Source organism: Tissierella simiarum, from assembly GCF_018917865.1.
GTDB lineage: Bacteria > Bacillota > Clostridia > Tissierellales > Tissierellaceae > Tissierella_C > Tissierella_C simiarum.
This window is the reverse complement of the sequence record NZ_JAHLPM010000016.1, coordinates 16,787-35,025: the sequence shown is the minus strand read 5'-3', so window position 1 is coordinate 35,025 and position 18,239 is coordinate 16,787. Positions and strand designations below refer to the sequence as shown.

Annotated in this window: 14 protein-coding genes, 1 tRNA gene, 1 pseudogene, 1 riboswitch and 1 other annotated feature; of the genes and pseudogenes, 5 read left to right on the top strand and 11 right to left on the bottom strand. The window is 34.0% G+C overall.

What is annotated here, in order from left to right; genetic code table 11:
* The first annotated feature begins 202 nt into the window (after positions 1 to 202).
* Entirely contained in the window at positions 203 to 1,111 is a 909-nt protein-coding gene (locus KQI42_RS16115; RefSeq protein WP_216521249.1) for an AraC family transcriptional regulator, read from the top strand.
* 34 nt (positions 1,112 to 1,145) lie between these two features.
* On the top strand, positions 1,146 to 1,565 hold the full coding sequence (locus tag KQI42_RS16110) for a DUF3788 domain-containing protein (RefSeq protein ID WP_216521248.1): 420 nt from the start codon (positions 1,146 to 1,148) through the stop codon (positions 1,563 to 1,565).
* 612 nt (positions 1,566 to 2,177) lie between these two features.
* On the opposite strand, the gene KQI42_RS21480 is transcribed toward KQI42_RS16110, so the two are convergent.
* Positions 2,178 to 2,312, bottom strand: coding sequence for a hypothetical protein (locus KQI42_RS21480; protein ID WP_281420484.1), 135 nt, complete (start codon positions 2,310 to 2,312; stop codon positions 2,178 to 2,180).
* On the bottom strand, positions 2,309 to 3,547 hold the full coding sequence (locus KQI42_RS16105) for an agmatine deiminase family protein (RefSeq protein WP_216521247.1): 1,239 nt from the start codon (positions 3,545 to 3,547) through the stop codon (positions 2,309 to 2,311). The genes KQI42_RS21480 and KQI42_RS16105 overlap by 4 nt, the downstream gene beginning before the upstream one ends.
* A 213-nt stretch (positions 3,548 to 3,760) precedes the next feature.
* Between KQI42_RS16105 and KQI42_RS16100 the strand changes: the two genes are divergently transcribed.
* Entirely contained in the window at positions 3,761 to 4,576 is an 816-nt protein-coding gene (locus KQI42_RS16100; protein WP_216521246.1) for a MerR family transcriptional regulator, read from the top strand.
* A gap of 828 nt (positions 4,577 to 5,404) precedes the next feature.
* On the opposite strand, the gene KQI42_RS16095 is transcribed toward KQI42_RS16100, so the two are convergent.
* The 3 genes from KQI42_RS16095 to KQI42_RS16085 form a co-directional block, all read right to left on the bottom strand.
* The gene (locus KQI42_RS16095) at positions 5,405 to 7,771 is read right to left on the bottom strand and encodes a valine--tRNA ligase (protein ID WP_216521245.1); all 2,367 of its coding nucleotides are present in this window, start codon (positions 7,769 to 7,771) and stop codon (positions 5,405 to 5,407) included.
* Positions 7,772 to 7,834: 63 nt separating this feature from the next.
* Positions 7,835 to 8,095, bottom strand: a binding site (T-box leader).
* A gap of 289 nt (positions 8,096 to 8,384) precedes the next feature.
* A complete protein-coding gene (locus KQI42_RS16090) occupies positions 8,385 to 9,344 on the bottom strand; it encodes a hypothetical protein (protein ID WP_216521244.1) in 960 nt (319 codons plus the stop codon).
* Positions 9,341 to 9,898: an RNA polymerase sigma factor gene (locus KQI42_RS16085; RefSeq protein WP_216521243.1), complete on the bottom strand. Its 558-nt coding sequence runs from the start codon at positions 9,896 to 9,898 to the stop codon at positions 9,341 to 9,343. Before KQI42_RS16085 ends, KQI42_RS16090 begins: the two co-directional genes overlap by 4 nt.
* 633 nt (positions 9,899 to 10,531) lie before the next feature.
* Positions 10,532 to 10,664, top strand: a riboswitch (cyclic di-AMP (ydaO/yuaA leader).
* 9 nt (positions 10,665 to 10,673) lie between these two features.
* On the opposite strand from KQI42_RS16085, the gene KQI42_RS16080 reads away from it, so the two are divergent.
* On the top strand, positions 10,674 to 11,363 hold the full coding sequence (locus tag KQI42_RS16080) for a cell wall hydrolase (protein ID WP_216521242.1): 690 nt from the start codon (positions 10,674 to 10,676) through the stop codon (positions 11,361 to 11,363).
* Between the two features lie 457 nt (positions 11,364 to 11,820).
* Here KQI42_RS16080 and KQI42_RS16075 read toward each other — a convergent pair whose 3' ends face one another.
* The 6 genes and pseudogenes from KQI42_RS16075 to KQI42_RS16050 form a co-directional block, all read right to left on the bottom strand.
* Complete coding sequence (locus KQI42_RS16075; protein WP_216521241.1) at positions 11,821 to 12,765, bottom strand: DMT family transporter; 945 nt, start codon at positions 12,763 to 12,765, stop codon at positions 11,821 to 11,823.
* 282 nt (positions 12,766 to 13,047) lie between these two features.
* Positions 13,048 to 13,431 (bottom strand): Rrf2 family transcriptional regulator, encoded by a 384-nt coding sequence (locus KQI42_RS16070; RefSeq protein WP_216521240.1) that lies wholly within the window; start codon positions 13,429 to 13,431, stop codon positions 13,048 to 13,050.
* A 330-nt stretch (positions 13,432 to 13,761) separates the two neighbouring features.
* Positions 13,762 to 14,826 (bottom strand): annotated as a pseudogene (locus KQI42_RS16065) (IS630 family transposase).
* Between the two features lie 464 nt (positions 14,827 to 15,290).
* Positions 15,291 to 15,362: transfer RNA gene (locus tag KQI42_RS16060), tRNA-Thr, on the bottom strand.
* Between the two features lie 245 nt (positions 15,363 to 15,607).
* Positions 15,608 to 15,697, bottom strand: coding sequence for a hypothetical protein (locus KQI42_RS16055; protein WP_216521239.1), 90 nt, complete (start codon positions 15,695 to 15,697; stop codon positions 15,608 to 15,610).
* Positions 15,698 to 15,747: 50 nt separating this feature from the next.
* Entirely contained in the window at positions 15,748 to 15,993 is a 246-nt protein-coding gene (locus tag KQI42_RS16050; RefSeq protein ID WP_216521238.1) for an IS3 family transposase, read from the bottom strand.
* Between the two features lie 637 nt (positions 15,994 to 16,630).
* On the opposite strand from KQI42_RS16050, the gene KQI42_RS16045 reads away from it, so the two are divergent.
* Positions 16,631 to 18,085, top strand: coding sequence for a PQQ-dependent sugar dehydrogenase (locus KQI42_RS16045; protein ID WP_246566688.1), 1,455 nt, complete (start codon positions 16,631 to 16,633; stop codon positions 18,083 to 18,085).
* The last annotated feature ends 154 nt before the right edge of the window (positions 18,086 to 18,239 follow it).

The following is an 18,239-nucleotide window of genomic DNA, read 5'->3' as shown; positions in this document are numbered from 1 at the left end:
TGCTTGCCTAAATGCCATGGGGCATCCTTGTTCTACGGTGAACTGCTTGTTGTAATGGCTTTAAGATAGGTCATTATAGCTTTGTGGTATAATTATTTACAGGAAGACTGGTTGAATTTATCCCAACTGATCAAAAAGGGCATTGGCTGTCAAGCCAAATCACTGCTAACGTGCTATCCTGTTTATAAGGAGGTGCTTAAATATGCACGCATGGGAACAAATACAATTGACCGTGGACTATATTGAAGAACATCTTTCAGAAGAAATAAAAATTGAAAGCTTGGCAAATCTTGCTTCTCTCTCACAGTTTTATTATCAGAGGCTATTCAGCCGATTGGTTAAAAAGCCTGTAAACGAGTATATCAAGTTGCGCCGCCTTGCAAAAGCATCCGAAGCTTTACTGGATAAAAATAAACGAATTCTAGATATTGCCTTGGATTTTGGATTTTCCTCTCATGAGACCTTTACGCGTTCCTTTAAAAAAGCGTTTGGAATGACACCTGAAGAATACCGTACTGCCCCCGTCCGGCTCAACAATTTTGTAAAGCCACAGTTGCTTTTGAATTACACGCTTATTGATGAAAATGTTCCGTTGATTGTTGATGGAATCGTCCTTGAAGTTACACGGCGAAAAATTTTATATCCTCAATTTTTCATTGGACTTACAGTAGAAGAACCTATTTATCAAATGCCTGGTGGCGGTGAGACTGGTGTAGACACACTTGGAAAATTATGGAATACTTTTCGCGAAAGCAAACCCATCATTAAAGAATTAAAAGCGGATGGCAATGAGCTTGGAGTTGCCTATCCTGGGACAAGAGAAGGCTATTACCGCTATTTTGCTGGTGCCGAAGCTGTTTCAAATGAACTAGTTAAAGGCTACACTTCCTGGGAACTGCCCAAAGGTAAATATATTGTTTGCTCTTTTGAAGCAGAGGATTTTGAACATCTCGTTATGGATGCAGTGTACAAGGTTCATAAATATATGTTTGAAACATGGCTTCCAAATCACAAGCTTGCTGCCAAGCCTTTTACAGCGGAACGCTATGCCAGCCATAGTCCAGACACAACCAGCATGGAAGTATGGATTTTACCTGTAACTTTAGAATAAGCAGATAATTTTCCGTTGTGGAGGTGAAGTACATATGGAGTGGAATAAACTTTACAATTCATGTAATCCACCTACGATAGATGACATCAATGAATATATTAATAGTAAACTTTGGCATGATTTAAATACCTTTTTGCAAAATACCTATCGTATTCATCCCAAGCTCTCCTACAGTAAATGTTCGATGCAACCAGGATGGAATGTCAAATACCATAAAAACGGGAAGTCGTTATGCACACTTTATCCAATGGAAGGCTATTTCATTGCTCTTCTAGTAATAGGCAACAAAGAAGTTCATGAAGTCGAGGATATAATACATTTATGCAGTGAATACACACAGGACTTATATCAAAGGACTGCCTTTTCCAATGTTGGAAGTTGGCTGATGATAAACGTTACCGATCGTTCCATTCTAGATGATGTAATCAATTTAGTGCAAATAAAAGCAAAATAATCTACTACCTAGTACCAAATAAGCGAAAAGAGAGGCATAATTCAATTCACTGCTTCTCTTTTTCCTATCTCCATACAATTGTTATCTCATCATCTATAAGTTGCACGTAGGATATTCTCTTAAAATCCACACACAGTGAAATGTGTTTCCACATATAAAAAGTTCAGCTCAACAAGAGATGACTTTTCAGGAATAAAACCAAGGATTTCTCTCTATATGTTGAAATATTCCACAACTTGATATGGTTGATGATTTGTAATTCTTGCACGATCCAGTGAATCATGTATCTTAACCATGGTCAGCAGAAATAGTTAGATAAGCACAAGTATAGGCAGACACATCGTATATATAACAGTATGAGCGTTACGGTATTTATTTTCCTTTTTATTCCACCTAATTATCCCCTTTTAAAATATGAAAAGCGCCTTTCAGTTTTAGAGAAACCCAAAGGCGCTACATGTTAAATCGTATTTCCTGATCCGGATAAAGCTAAACAAAGTTATTGGTCTGAATGCATATCAGCCAAGGAGGGTAAAACTAAATAACCTTTAGTATCTACAATCTCTTCTGCATAAGCTGGAACAATATCTGCAATTTCTTTTATAATCCCATCTAAAAAGCAAACTTATTTGTTTTTGTTTCAATAATGTTTTTAGCCATTTTTTCTCTATCTATTTCTAATAATACATTTTTAATCTGACTCATTAATATTCTATCTTCACGTCTTTCAAATGATTGAAAAATCATATCTGTTGTGCAGACGGGATATTGCGTGTATGGCAATGGATTCCACCGCCATATAAATTTAGTGCTAGCGGGTTAATCTGTATAATACGATGGTTAGGAAACGCGGTTTGTAGAACTTGTAGTGCCTGTTCGTCTTTTTCCTTGATTCGTTTTGACATTCCTTCCTCATAATATTTCTGAGCAATTACTACGTTGTTAGCAATCAGAAAATTGCAATAGCTGAGTGCTGGCAGAACGTTAATCGGACCATCAGGAAAGGAAGTTACATCTAACACCCCTTCATCCATATCCTCATTATGTTCCCTCCAAAGGTTATATGCGTCATCTTCTGGATAGAGGTCTATATAAATGGGCTCAGGCACGGGCATTTTCAGAATACGGAAAGGCTGTCCGTCCTGATTACGAGCAGTATTTACCACCTCATATGCTCGATCCAGCCGCTCTTTGTCCAAAGCGTGCAGCTTGCTTTCACGGGCTTCTTCTTCGGAAATGTGTGCAATTAAAATAGTATCAGTATTGGCAAAACGGCAGATCTCATCAATGTGTCCGTTAGCAGTAGCAGAACGGAAGGAGCAGAATGTGCCGTCGGCAGAAGGGATTGACCCGGAATAAGCATATTCATCGCTATAGGAGCATTGCGGAAGCCAAATAATCTGATTCAGATTAAATACCCGTTTCAGCTCCTCTTCCACCTCCATTACGGTCTTACCAGGATTACGTTTATCTACCTCCGTTTCTCGTATTGCCATCATTACGCCACATCCATTGAATTCCCGATCGCCACCCTCGCTAATCAGTTCAGAGTACCGTGTATTTTCAATTCCGATGCATTTTGCATGAAATTCACTGAATCCCCGTAATAGGCGAGAAAGCTCATCATCCTCCGTATAGTATCCATACATGTCAAAACGGAAGTCAACCCTTGCACGACTCCCAAAATCACCTATCATAACCTCAGCGCCAAAATCACGAGGATAGATGATAGGAGATGGGAATATTACAAAGCGGATTAATGGAGTATCAACCCCTTGTCTATCCAATTCCTGTTTTGCACGTTTTTGCACTTCCTCATCATAGCAGCAAACGATGACTTCTACTTCTTCCATCAACGCTAGTACCACTTGAGCACTAACTATATCCGTACTTAACTTTCTGGTTGCATTGGCGTACGGTGGCCAGATGATTAACACAGATTCTTGTTTTTCAAATTCTCCTACAGTTCTAAAATTCTCCATTATATTCATCTCCTTTTTAATTATTTCTATTACAATATGAGAGACGGCAGTTTCCGGAGAAACCGTAAAGCGTACTGTAATATTAGAGGTCCGGTTTAGCATATAGCTTCGTATCCATAGTGTTAAATTTTTCCTTATTCTTTTGTTGCAATTTTTTTGAACAATATGTATTATATAGTATGGAGTAACTCCATAGTCAAGGAGGAAAATGAAATGGATAAAAACAAATCAAAGACCTTTACAACTGGAGAATTTGCGCAAAGATTTGGAATAAAAAAGGATACCTTGTTCTATTACGACCGAATTGGTTTATTCCATCCAGCGGGAGTGAATGACAATGGATATCGGTATTATACGGTTCCGCAGCTTGATGTTTTCTGGATGCTTCAATCTTTGAGAGAGCTTAACTTTCCTTTGAAGACATTGAAACACTACGTCAATGCGCCATCACCCGAAGAGTTAATTGCACTTTCTAAGGAACAACTCAGCCGAGTAAAGCAGGAAATCAGAAAGCTGGAACAAATTCACTGGCTATTAAGCAGCATCGTCACATATTCGGAGGAAGCGCTCAGCGCTCCCTTAGATGAAATCTCTCTCATAGAGCTTCCAGCAGAGCCTATTTTATACAGCAATCCGATCCCAAAGGAGAATGATATCGCCAGTGGCGAGGAGTGGTTTAGCTATTATGATCGCTTTTTGAAAGAAACGGAACTGAAAGGTCCAGCTTATGTCGGATCTATTGTAAGTCAAAAAGATCTGCTAGCAGGAAGATTCGAAAAGGTCGATCGACTGTTTGTTCGTATGGATAATGCGGATGCTAAGTTGAAGCCGGCAGGACTTTATGCGGTCACTTACCATAAGGGCCCATATGAATCAGTGTTAGAAATCTATGAACCGTTTCTTCGGCAGCTTAAAGAGCAGGGACTGACCGTATGTGGCGATGCCTATGAGGAATATTTATTGGGTAAGTTGTCCACTCAAAATCAGACTGATTTTATTTTTAAAATCAGTTTAGCGGTGCACAAATAAAGGCTGAGTTGGCAAATTTCAATATTGTAATCGTGTTGAAGCCATAAAAATCAGGGCAAGTCTATGTTTGAGAACCTGCCATGCAATGGAACGAGTATAAGTTATTATTGAGCCTTCCTGAGTATAAATCAATATTTTCCCATCCGTAGAACTTAGTAAATAATGAGTAGAATGTTCTGCCATTCATAAAAATGATCCTACTCGTCGAAATTTGCCGTTGCTGACAGTTCGTCCTCATAACGAGATTTCTAAACTCGGTCATCCTGATTCATTGATTTCACCTTTTTTATAGAAAAAATTTAAATAGAATAGGCATTCTATTTTCAAAATACTGACGCTATATTTTGATTTTGATTTAAAACCTTTAATTACTGCTGAATATATAAGAAGTGGTGAAGGTAATCCTTATGATAATGCATGTATAGAAAATCATTTCATTCAGTTTTAAAGAAAGGAGAAGTTAATCTTAGTTTAGTACTTTGATTTTGATACAGCAAGGTTATCAATATTTGAATATGTAGAGTCTTGGTATAACAGAGAAAGAATACATAGCTCTATTGGTTACATTACTCAGAAATGTGGAGAAAATGCTAGGAGGTCAGCATAAAACTTTGTTTGAAAAAATGTGTCTACTATATTGACATAGGTCCAATAGCCATAACTTTATTCTGTAGTATAAAATAATCTATGCTTTTGGAGATAGAATTCTCTTCTCTGGCAAGAATCAAAATAAGACTTAAACCAGAAAAGAGAATTTTTTATGTCAACCTTTTATCTCTTTAAGGCAAAATTTAATATAATTTAAGGTAATTCTATAAAACTAAGTCTCTATTGGATTATTTTTATTTTCTTTGCTCGACAACAAGCTTTTATATCACTTATAGTTTGTTTAAATAATTCAATAAATTTATCATCTGTAGTAATTACAACCTCTTCTATTTCTGTTTTCATTGATAGAGCATTTTCAGACTTATATCTTCTTGTTTCAGCAATAATGTCCTTTAGCTTCTCCCCAAAAAGGATAATTTCATCATCAATGGGTTCTTCAGTTTCCCAATACAACTTGTGTAAAGAAATACTATTTTCATTCTGTCTAAAAAATTCTTGATAAATATATTCGGTAATATGTGGAACGTAAATAGCGTATAACTTTAATATATTAAGCATGCAATAATATAGGGCATATTGTGCTGATTGTCGCTCTTTATAGCCATGTATTTCAGGTTGATATAAACGCGCTTTAACAATTTCAAGATAATAGTCACATAAATCTTTCCAGAAAAAATCATCAATTTCATGTCGGGCTGCTCCTATTTCATACTGGTCAAGGAGTTTTCTTGCATTATTAGTAGTTTGTTTACATCTCTCGATTATCCATCTGTCTACAGGCATTAGATTCACATTAGCATTGAGGTTAATGTCCTGTAAATGGGATATTGAAAATTTAGATGCATTCCATAGCTTTGTGATAAATCTTTTGGCTATACCTAATTCATCAATTGAAAAAAATGTATCTGTTCCAAGCTTAGAATTAGCTGCCCAATATCTTATAACATCAGCAGAGTAGTTTTCAATAAGCAATTTTGGTGATAACTCAGAGTTGCCCTTTGATTTGCTAATTTTCTCTCCTTTTTTGGCAAGAACAAAGCCACAAACCATTATATCCTTCCAAGGAACTTGCCCTGTATGGTAAAGGCTTTTAACTATAGTATAAAATGCCCATGTACGTATAATTTCATGAGCCTGTGTCCTCAAACTCATTGGTAAAATTCTATTTGAAATGTCATTTTTCTCGCCCCATTTTGCATTTATTTGAGGAGTTACTGATGAAGTAGCCCATGTGTCAAAAACGGAACTCTCAGGCACAAACTCTTCACATCCACAAGAACACGGCTTATTAGGTTTTGTTTCAAGAGGATTTATAGGTAGCATCTCCTCATCTGCAATTATAACCTTACCACAATTTTTGCAATACCATATTGGGAAAAGAACACCAAAGTAACGCTGGCGAGATATACACCAGTCCCACTTAAGATTTTCAACCCATAATACGTATCTGTTTTTCATATATTCGGGATACCAATTGATTTCATCAGCAGCTTTTAAAAATAGCTCTTTATTATTAAGAATATCAATATACCACTGTTTTGACGGTAAAATCTCAATTTCCTTCCCACAACGTTCGTGTACAGCAACAGTATGTGTGATACTTTTTGACTCTAAAAGAAATCCATTTTCTGAAAGTAGGCTGATAATCTGTCTTCGAGCTACTAAGACCTTTAATCCTCCGATTAAGGAAACACTTTCATCCATTTTACCATCAGGTAGAATAACTTTCCGATAAGGCAGTTTATGAGTTTCATACCACTCTACATCGGTGCTGTCACCAAAGGTTGCACACATAACTACACCTGTTCCTTTAGCAATATCAACTTTATCATCTGCTAATATAGGAATTTCATAATCATATAAAGGAACAGTGGCATTTTTACCAATATATTTTTTATATCTATCATCCTCTGGATTTACAAATAGACAAACGCAACCATATAGTAACTCAGGTCTTGTTGTAGCAACTAATAATATTTCTTCATCTACCTTAAATTTAACGTAATTAAAGGTAGTATCTTTTTCAATAGATTCTAATTCTGCTTGGGCTATTGAAGTTTGACATTCAGTACACCATAAAACTGGTGACTCTTTCATATAAGCCTTTCCATCTTTTAAAAGTTTGATAAAGGATTTTTGCGATATTCGTTGAACCATAGAGTTAATGGTTTCATATTGAAGTGACCAGTCAACTGAGAAGCCTAAAGACTGCCATAAATCTTTAAACTCTTTTTCGTATTTTGCAGAGGTTATAATACACTTTTTAATAAATTCGCTTCTAGGAAGGTCTTTTGCAATAATATCCTCATCTTTTTCAACAAGCCTTTCTGTTGGTAATCCGTTATCGTCAAAACCAAAAGGATAAAAAACATTATAGCCTTGCATGCGTTTGAAACGTGCTATCATTTCTGCCTGTGTATAGGAAAATATGTGTCCAATGTGTAGACTACCGCTAATGGTAGGTGGTGGCGTATCAATAGAATAGATTTCTTTTTGACTTTCTAGGTCAAAGTTGTAGATAGAATTTTCTTTCCAAAAGTTTTGCATTTCTTTTTCTACTTGCTTAAAGTCATAATTTTTCTGCATGGTAATACCTCCTTAAATTTTACGAACACAAAACAAAAATCCGCCTTAAGCTTTCTTATATTTGCTTAGGGCGGAATGTATGCGTCCGCGGTACCACCTAAATTCAGATATGACTATCTGCACTCTGACAGTACGGGATAAAATACATTATCCGATACTGCTTTCCTTTTAACGGTGGAAATTTCCGTTGAATCCTACTAAGATTATATCTTTTCAGTTCACAGCTCAAAGGCTACTTCCATACTTCCTTCACGAAGATTTTCACCAACCATCTTCTCTCTCTGCTTCAGGTGAGTACGTACTCCTCCTCATCAACGCCATTTTGTTCGTGTTCGTTTATATTATGATATTTTATTATACTCAAAAAGTCAATATTTATGTTCCTATTTTTCTAAAATTTAGGATTAAATTGGTATCAACACATCCAACAATAAGTTCACAGAGCATTTAATGAAAATTACTTAATATAAGCAATTAATAAAATATTTTTATTTATTTTCCTAACATAGTAGCACGCAACATTCCACGTAGGTTGGGGCAAGGTGATAATACTAATACACAGAAATAAGGGGATTTGCGTAAAAATGAACTCTCTTATCCCTCCTTGTACTTTCTATTTATTAGGTTCTATTTCAAACAATCTCCTATCAAAAAAATACTTAACAGATACATCCTCTATAATTTCAGTATTATCATAGGATAAATGAGCGTCAAAATTAATCTCTTGATTGTTATTCCAAACAACATTGGAAATTGAAGAATAATTTTCGTTGTCAATTCTTATGAGCACCTCATATCCTTTCTTTGCTCCAAATATTGTTCTTGCACTTCCAATTAACTCTGGACTTACCATACCATTTACCGTATCAATAATAAATATATATTCACTTTTATTGGAGCAAGTATTCACGGCCATTAATTTTCTATCAGGAGAAAGAAGAATCTCTTTAATATACATAGATGGGTTTGAGAAAGAAAAATATTTTTCCAAATTTCCTTCTTTGATTCTCCAGATTTCATTATAACTTCCATAGTCTGAATAATTATTAAATAGTGTAAAAACCACACTCCCATCAGCCAACTTATAAAGCTTATCACTTTCATATTTTTCGGAAAGAATGTCAACAGCAAAAGAAGCTGCATCTGCTACCTTTTTTTCTTCACTTTTGATAAATGGCTTTATGCGTTTTATAGCCTTTTCTCTTAATTGATTATCGTTAAAACATTCAACAAGCCTATTAATAGCAATATATTGATAGTATATATCATCAGTTTTCAGTGCTTCAAAGAATTTATCCGCATCATATTTTATCTCTGAATCAGATATATTAGATAATAAATTTATATTATCAGGCGATAAATATCTGATATAAGCATCTAAATTGTTTTTTTGAAGATATGCCACCGCAAATACTGTTGAAACAAAAGATGTAAATATACAGAATATAGCAGCAACAGATATCCATTTCACAAAAGAATGATTTCTCATGATTCTTGCTTTTGAAGATGCAGCTTCTTCGATCAAATCATCATCAATCATACCGATTTCTTTGTATAACTTCCTTTTATTCATATAATCATCCCTTCTCTTTTAAGATACTGTTTTAATTTTTTCCTCGTTCTAAACAGCATGGACTTTACTTTGCTTTCGCTCATCCCGAAACGCTCCGAAATATCAGATATGGAATCAGCATACCAATAACGTCGCAAAAAAACATTTCGACTTTCATAGTCTCTACTACGCAAAAATTCGCTGATTACCTTTGCTACTTGACCTGCTTCATACTCCTCTTCAACATTGTCTGGTACAGAAATACAATCATCCAACTCAGATAATAGCAAATCAAATTTACTATTACGCTTTTGCGCCGTATAATAGTCATATTTATCAAGAGCAATATTACGAGTAAGCCGTCCCAAGAAAGTTGATAATTTCGTGGGACGAGTTGGTGGTATAGTATTCCACGCAGCAAGATATGTATCATTTTCACATTCCTCTGCGTCTGTATAATTTGAAAGTATGTTGAATGCAATAGTGCGACAAAAACTCCCATATTTATTTGCAGTTTCTATAATAGCATTTTCTGAACGTTCCATATATAAAGAAACTATCTTTTCATCCTCCAATTTATTACCTCCTTTACTATTTTGTAAGGCCTTCATTTATATAGTAGGATTTTGTTTCTAGTGGTTGCATCTAAATTGGATTTCAAAATCTTTATTCTTATCATTTTATGAGATAATTATATATATCATTTCACCTTGGCATGTATAGTAACAAGCTGAAAGTCATGTTAGTCTTACTTTTATGATTTTTTCTTATTTTTTATTTTAAAACCATGAAGTCTCATTTATATCAACATATACCTTCTTCTCGCTGATCGGTTTTTTGCAGTTACTATCGTAAACATTTCCTATAGTAAAGTAAAATTCCAACGGCGCTAAATCCGTGGGACTGATTACATGAACTTTATATCCTTTATACCATCCTAATCCAGTAGATTTACCAAACTTAGCCTCAGAATCAAATCTAGAGATTGTTTAGTATGGTACCTAACATGATACTAGAAATTGGGCAATTTTTTTATTGGTAATTTTAGTTATTCAACAAGCTAAATACAAATAAAATTAGCTTAAACCTAACAGCCATATTAACATAAACATGTCTACTATACCATATTTTACATATACAATTTCTGGTATTTTGGCTTTTCGGGTTTACATGACATAAACATTCTTATATAATATCCATATTGCATACCATTATAACTGCTGAATCCTAAATATTATAGGTACGGAGGAACCATTTAAGGGGTTAATCCACATCTGTGGTAGGGAGCCTTCTATCCCGAACCCGTCAGCTAACTTCGGAAGCCTTATTACGGAAGGAGTGTGTATAGCAATGAAAGGAAAGAGAGTATTATCAATTTTAATAGTTTTAATATTGTTATTAGTGCCAATAACAGGAGTATTTGCAAATGAAAATCATGTAACATTGGAATTCTGCAGTAAAGGAAGTGAGGTTTCTAGGCTTCAGCAAAAATTGCAAAGTCTTGGATATTATACTAGTTCCATAGATGGTATCTATGGTAAGCTCACTGAAAAATCTGTTATTAATTTTCAGAAGGATAATAAATTAGTTATTGATGGTATTGCAGATAAACAAACTCAAACAGCACTATATAACAAAACTAACACTGTGGCAAGCTCACCTAAAAACTATAGTCAAGATGATTTATTTTGGCTAGCTAGAATCATTGAGGCAGAAGCAGGTGGAGAATCATACAATGGAAAAGTGGCAGTTGGAAATGTAATTATTAACAGAGTTAATTCTAAAGAATTTCCCAATACTATATACGGTGTAATTTTCGAGTATTATGGCAGTATTCCTCAGTTTAGTCCAGTTGCTGATGGAACAATCTATAATACCCCATCACAAGAAAGTATGCAAGCAGCTAAGGATGCTCTAAATGGAGCAAGACCAGTAGGAAATTCAACATATTTCTTCAATCCAGCTAAAGCAGCAGGAACTTGGATTGTAAAGAATAAGACCTATGTAATGAAAATAGGTGGACATAGTTTTTATGCATAACTATTGTTATTTTAAAAGGTATAGGCAGTACTGCCTATACCTTTTAAAATGCAATGAAAACATATAAAGGGACAGAAAAGTTATCAATTTTTGTTTGCCAAATCTCTCCATTTCCTTATTTTGTGTACATACTTATATAGCTTTAGGATTTAATAAGAGAACAAATATCCTATATTGGGTAAAACAAAGATTTTTCAATCTCTTTTGTTCGAATACAGAAAGTAAAATGATCAGGAATATCGGAAAACCCAATAATCTTTGCTGCTATGGTGCTTAACATAATACTAGAAATTGGACGACTTTTTTACTGGTAATTTTAGTTATTCAACAACCTATTATAAAAAACTATAAAAATAAATAACTTAACTATAAAGATTTCAAGAAAAAGCTACCAAGTTATGCTAACTTGGTAGTTTTTTTGAATATATTAAATACATGCTTAGTCTGACATATAAGATTACAAGAACTTAACAAATATGATTCCAACAATCATCAATGCTAAAGTAGCGATTCTTCTACTATCAATTTTTCTTTTTTGTAAATTAAACATTCCAAATTGATCGATTGTTAATGCCATAATCATTTGTCCTAATAGGAAAATCATAGTAGTTAGAACCGATCCAAGCACAGGTAACAAGACAATGTTGCCTGTTAGAATAAATATGCCAAATATACCGCCCATATATGTCCAAATAGGAATACGATTTTTTTGAGTGTCATACAAAGGAAACTCTAAGCGACGTTGAGTAATCAATATCAAAATAAGCAAGATAATCGTGCCAACAAAAAAAGAAATGAAAGTAGCTCCTAAAAGAGAGCCCGTTGCAGTACGAAGTTTTCCATTAATAGCGGTTTGCAATGGTGGTAAAAATCCGGCTAGAACACCTAAAATTATCCAGGTGATTTTACTATCCTTCTTTTCTTCTTCTGACGCCATGGTTAAGTCTTTTTTCTTTCTAGGTTGAGCCAATGAAATGGCGAAAATCATAATGACAACCCCGAATGTTCTAGTAATGCTAGCAGGATTAGCTTGTACACCGAACCACCCAAAGTGATCGATTAGGATTCCTACAATCATTTGCCCGGTTACGGTTACTAGCGTTGTAACTGAAGCGCCAAGTTTTGAAAAAAGAATGATATTAGCTAGATTAAAACCGACACCAGCTATTGCTCCACCGATAAAAACATACAATGGATATGAAAAATCAATTCCAGTAGTAATTCCGATAGGATCTACTATTAAATTTATAATGAGTAGTATTACCGTTCCTAAAGAAAATGCGATGAACGAAGCTGTTAAAGGTGTTTTTGAATAAGAGCTTAAACGAGCACTTATAGATGCTTGGATAGGGAAAAACATTCCAATAATTATCCCCATAATTAAATAAAGTGTGATTTGCATAAATTTACCTCCTTTTATTTTTAAATTTTAATGATTAAGATTGTTTTCTGAAATAACAAATCAATGGTCAGTCTTTTAATTCCACCCACTACAATAGGGACTGCTAAATGACTTTTTCTATAATAGTGCTTTATATTTGAAATTGGTGGAAGATATTTAGCCAATTGGATTTGATATTTCTCCCTAGCAATAACCAATTTAAATTTGTAATCAAAGACTTAAAAGACTCTTTATATCTATAATTCATTAAAAAATAAGAGTGGATTATAAATCCACAGATATTTACTTAACAAGATCTGATATCTTCTGATTCCTTAACTCTTCCTCCATTTTTTCTTCTGCTGAAAGCATTATTTTTTTTATAACACATTCTGAATGAGATTCTAAACAGCAATCAAATAAAGATGATTTACCTTCAATAGCATGTATAATATCCAAGAATGAAATATCTTCCCAATTTTGACTAAGGGAATAACCTCCGTTGACACCTGAAGAAGAATTAATCATTCCTTCCTTAACTAACTTGGTCAATATTTTGGACAAATACGTTGGAGAAACTTTTTGTTTTTCTGCTAACTCCTGTACACCAACAAGTTTATTTGGTGTGTCCATTGCAAGAAAAAGCATGGTGTGAAGAGCATAATTTGTAGCTTTTGAATACTTCATAATGTATTAAACACCTCCAATTAAAGACTTTGTGTATCTATAATAACCTTAATCGTGTAACTTTGTCAATAGTTTTTTTATTTACTTTATTATAATTACTGTACCCCCTTATAAAATTTTAGATACATGAGAAAATAATTTAACTTTCTACATTTCATCATTAATGTTACTAATTATATTTTTTACTAATTTGACTAATTCTTGACTTAGATTTTGTATGTTCAGATATAAATTATATTACTATCAATACCAACTTTTAATTTTTCATTAGTTAAAAATTTACAAAAACCTATTGCCAAAATAGCATATATATAGTTTGCAATAAAGATTTTACATTTGAACACAAAGACGGTCTATGACGTCATTAGGTTTTTGATTAATAAATCTGATAAAATTTCTCACGGCTACTTTTATTTTTCTAGCATTAGTATAAAAAACATTGTTTATTATTTCAGACTTTAGCCAGCCCCATAAGCCTTCGATAAGATTTAGGTTTGGACTATAGGGTGGTAGAAAGATTAATTTTAGTCTATTTTTTTGTTCTTCTAAAAATTGTTCAAGTAGTTTAGCATGATGAATTCTAGCATTATCTAATATCATCACTATCTTTCCAGTGGATAGATTGCTAAAACATTTTTTAGGAAGTTTAAAAATATCTCAGCGTCATATTTTTCTTCCTCAACACAATAAACATGACCTGTTTCGTAATTAAGAGTACCTAGGAGTTTTACTCCCTCACGTTTACCATATGTAGGGATGATTCGTTGTTTACCTTTTAAAAACCATGTCTTCTGAATGGCTTGGTAATCACGAATCATAGATTCATCTTCAAATAGTATATGGTCAATTTTTCCGTCAAATAAGTTTTTTTAAAACCTCAAACTCTTGTTTAAAAGCTTCTTGTTTTTCAGCATCAGTTTTTTTCAGAGTATAGGTTGGTCTAGTATAACTTAAATTTAATCGGTATAATACTTCTGCCATACCTCTAGGACTGTATTTTACACCAAAGTTATTAATAACCCATTGGCGAATGATAGCAATAGTCCAATTCTTCCTAGGTGCAAAACCTACTTCGTCTGGAGTCTTTGTAGTAACTACTTCTACAAGTTCTTTTTCTTGTTCTATTGTAAGTAAACGAGGAGCACCTGGGCTATGATTTATATCTAGGCCTGAAATACCTTCTTCTTTATATTTTCTAATATAATTTCCTATGGTATGTTGACATAGACCTAAGTCTTCTGCAATAGCTTTATTGTTTAAACCTTTTAGATGAAGAAGAATAGCTAGATAACGTTAATACATTCTTTTATCATTTGAATCTTTCATAGCCTTTTTTATTGCTTGAATCTTAGGATTATTATTTTCAGTTTCAAATATTTTATCTTGTTTGTTCATTTTTACCACCATTCTATATTATTCTAGTTTACATAATGTCATAGAATGGTGATGATCTTTAGTGGTTAATTTTGCCTTGTAATAGTTTTATTGCAATTTATATAACTATTTTTATTATACATATTTCTCCTATTTGCTTTTTAGACAATAATACACAAATTTCAATATGCACCATTCTAAGAAATATATTCACAGCGGCAATAAAAGTTGAAACTAATGGCACAGGTTAGCAGTTACTCTTTCATTGCGACGGTTTTATCGTTTAGTCAGATTGTGTAAAACTCGGATAGAAATAAGAGACCTTTACTCTTACATTTCTCCCAGCACCCTTCTTTAATTGTAACGCAAAAAAACCCGTACATTTCTATCCGAGTTTTTGCTCAACTTAATTTTGTATCAAGTGCCCGGCCTTTTCTATTATAGGTTAAAATAAAACCAAAGCTTTGGCCTTATGGTTATTGTATTCGGGTTAAAAGGATTTGAACCCTCGATTTCCACGCTACTGACGTGGCACTCTCACACTGAGTTATAGCCCCATATATTGGTAATATATTTATTAATGCAGTTTTCCAGCTCTTTGTGCATTCTTATACTTTCATATATCAAATTTACAGTCAGGTGAAATTTTCTGTATATGTGCCAACCGTAGAGTGTGGGCTATTAGGAAGTGCTCTTTGAACGATAGCAATTAAAAAAGAAAGTTCGGATATGCTATCTACCAATGACCTATTAGGTCGGTGACAAGACCCATACTCTTCATGTATTGCCACTAACATTCTTTTTACAGAATATCCATAGCAAAGGTAGATTTGCCACTACCCGATATGCCAATTAAAGCAATCAGCTTATATTTTGGCAAATTTACCGACATATTTTTAAGGTGGATTAAACCCGATTAGGTAGACTTGATAAATAGTTTATTTACTCAGGGTTCAGTTTTTCATATTCTAAAGGAGATAAATATCCAAAAGAAGAATGCCTTCTCTTCCTATTATAAAAAAGCTGTATATGTTCGAATACAGCTTTTTTAGTCTCTTCTCGTGTAACAAAAATTTTGCTACCATCCATCACTTCGGTTTTTAATGATTTATTAAAGGACTCCATAATAGCATTGTCATAAATATTTCCAGCATTACTCATACTTGGTTCGATATAGTTCTTCCTCATATGTTTGAAAAAGCTTCAAAAAATCTTTATCATTATCTTTTTAAGTTTTTTCACTAGCTTATTCATATTAATCACCTTCCTTTATCTTTATGTTTACACTTATTAAACGACCATAGCCTTAGTCTGACTTAACTATTTAACAAAAATAAAGACTAAAATAAATGCTAAATTATCATTCTTATTTTACTCTTGATTTAAATATACAAGCAAATATCTTATTTACTCTAGACAATTTAAGTATAAACTCTATTTATCTTTCTGCTTAACGACACACAGTACTCCATATGCCTTAAGTGTACAAAAATAATGCTGCTTGAAGCTGGCATCCCCTTGGCAGAGGGACTATGATGAATTCGATAATATTCCTTTGACTGGGAAATGTGCCGGCTCCAGCTCAATGTTCTTGACACGCACAATCAAGTGGGTGTAGACGGATTAAAATACGCCATGAAAGAATATTTGTCAATTCAATATGCAAAAACAGCCACGTCCCCAATGATCGCCCTAAATTTCTCCGATGCTGGTGCGGAAAATGGTGCAATGCATCATCAGATTCCCCGGCCACAATTTGGTACTAATATAACAGTTCTAATCATATTCTTATAAAAGAAAACAATAAGAAGGAGTGTAAAATAAGTTGATAAAAGTTAAAGTTAGTTTACGTCCTATTGTTAGTAAGATAAATTTACCCACTGTTTTGAAAACAACTATACTTCCAGGTGACTCAATCGAAAGATTATTTATTGCAACCCAGGTAGGAGAGATCTTTTACATAGGAAACGGAGTTATAAGGACTTTTTTAGATATTCGCCCACGAATCATAAAACTAGGTGTCTCTGGTGGTGGATATGATGAACGGGGATTGATAGGGCTAGCGTTTCATCCCGAATTTTATTGTAACGGTCTGTTTTATCTTCATTATTCAGTTGCTGGAACACAAGGTCCGGGTGCTCTTCCTAATTCAGTAGCTGGAGCACAAGGTCTAGGTGCTCTTCCTGAATTTTTTAATCCTAATCCATGTGACCCCAGAACCTTAAACCTAAAGTGGATAAATAGAGAAATTCAATATGATCATATTGACACAGTTGAAGAATGGATTTTACAATCGAATGGTCAACTTCAAAAACGGCGGACATTACTTAATTTAAGAAGACCATTTTTTAATCATAATGGTGTCAATAGCTTAAACTTTTCACCTGAAACAGGAAAACTTATTTTAACAACCGGAGATGGTGGATCAGGCTATGATCCATTTAATTTAAGTCAGGATGATATGGAAATCGCCGGTAAAATAATTGAAATTGATGTAGCCAAGAATACATTTATCTATAATCCACCCGTAGTCACACGTTTTAATGAACTCCCCGTACCTATTCAGGAAACACTTACGGTAATTGCCAAAGGGGTTCGCAATATACCTGGCATTTCATTTCAAAGGTTTTATGATCAGTATATCAAATATGTGGGAAATGTGGGACAGGATCTGGTAGAGTCGATTTTTTCATTCGTTCATTATAAACCAATACCGGTTACTCAGCTTGTTCAAGCTTCTTTAATGAAATCTGAACCTGACCAAGAAGGATTTATTAACTTTGGCTGGCGAGGGTGGGAAGGGGCTTTTCCTACTTCAATTATAAGGGACTGCTCTGCAAGTCCAACTCTGGATGAGAAAGTAATTGCTTATTACAATGAAGCAGTAAAAACTTCAGTGCATCGTCTTCAGCCTCTGACTAGTTATTTTCATAAAGATCCCCGACCCGATAAGTTTGGAGGAACTGCACTTACAGGAGTCCAGTCATATATGGGGAATGGAATCCCCGATTTAACGGGAAGTGTTGTGTTTACCGATTTTGCCCGGGATGAAGAATCTCAACCGACCGTTAAAGGTGTTTTAGCTTATACCAGGATAAGAACAGATTGTAAACTAAGTGATTTTAGTGTTATTGAAACCGATTATAATTTTGGGTCACAATCAGCTTTTTATGTTAGTTTGGGAACGAATCTGGATCAAACCAGACTATATTTAGGGGTTTATGGCTCTATGAATGTGACTGATTTTAACCAAGGTACTGTTTTTGAAATTGTTCCATGATTCATAACTATAAAATTCGACTTAATACCAGATAAATTCCTTTCTAGGATTTATTGAATCGAAATATAAAACAAACAAGAGAGAGCAATCATATTCCCTCATCAATTTTGAGACTGATTTGATGTAAATGATGAAAGCCTTTACTGAAGGTATA

Bases quoted from the DNA above. Each gene is read 5' to 3' on its own strand.
- KQI42_RS16115 (WP_216521249.1), top strand. From the start codon at position 203: ATGCACGCATGGGAACAAATACAATTGACCGTGGACTATATTGAAGAA.
- KQI42_RS16110 (WP_216521248.1), top strand. From the start codon at position 1,146: ATGGAGTGGAATAAACTTTACAATTCATGTAATCCACCTACGATAGAT.
- KQI42_RS21480 (WP_281420484.1), bottom strand. From the start codon at position 2,312: ATGATTTTTCAATCATTTGAAAGACGTGAAGATAGAATATTAATGAGT.
- KQI42_RS16105 (WP_216521247.1), bottom strand. From the start codon at position 3,547: ATGGAGAATTTTAGAACTGTAGGAGAATTTGAAAAACAAGAATCTGTG.
- KQI42_RS16100 (WP_216521246.1), top strand. From the start codon at position 3,761: ATGGATAAAAACAAATCAAAGACCTTTACAACTGGAGAATTTGCGCAA.
- KQI42_RS16095 (WP_216521245.1), bottom strand. From the start codon at position 7,771: ATGCAGAAAAATTATGACTTTAAGCAAGTAGAAAAAGAAATGCAAAAC.
- KQI42_RS16090 (WP_216521244.1), bottom strand. From the start codon at position 9,344: ATGAATAAAAGGAAGTTATACAAAGAAATCGGTATGATTGATGATGAT.
- KQI42_RS16080 (WP_216521242.1), top strand. From the start codon at position 10,674: ATGAAAGGAAAGAGAGTATTATCAATTTTAATAGTTTTAATATTGTTA.
- KQI42_RS16075 (WP_216521241.1), bottom strand. From the start codon at position 12,765: ATGCAAATCACACTTTATTTAATTATGGGGATAATTATTGGAATGTTT.
- KQI42_RS16070 (WP_216521240.1), bottom strand. From the start codon at position 13,431: ATGAAGTATTCAAAAGCTACAAATTATGCTCTTCACACCATGCTTTTT.
- KQI42_RS16055 (WP_216521239.1), bottom strand. From the start codon at position 15,697: ATGTCGGTAAATTTGCCAAAATATAAGCTGATTGCTTTAATTGGCATA.
- KQI42_RS16050 (WP_216521238.1), bottom strand. From the start codon at position 15,993: ATGAGGAAGAACTATATCGAACCAAGTATGAGTAATGCTGGAAATATT.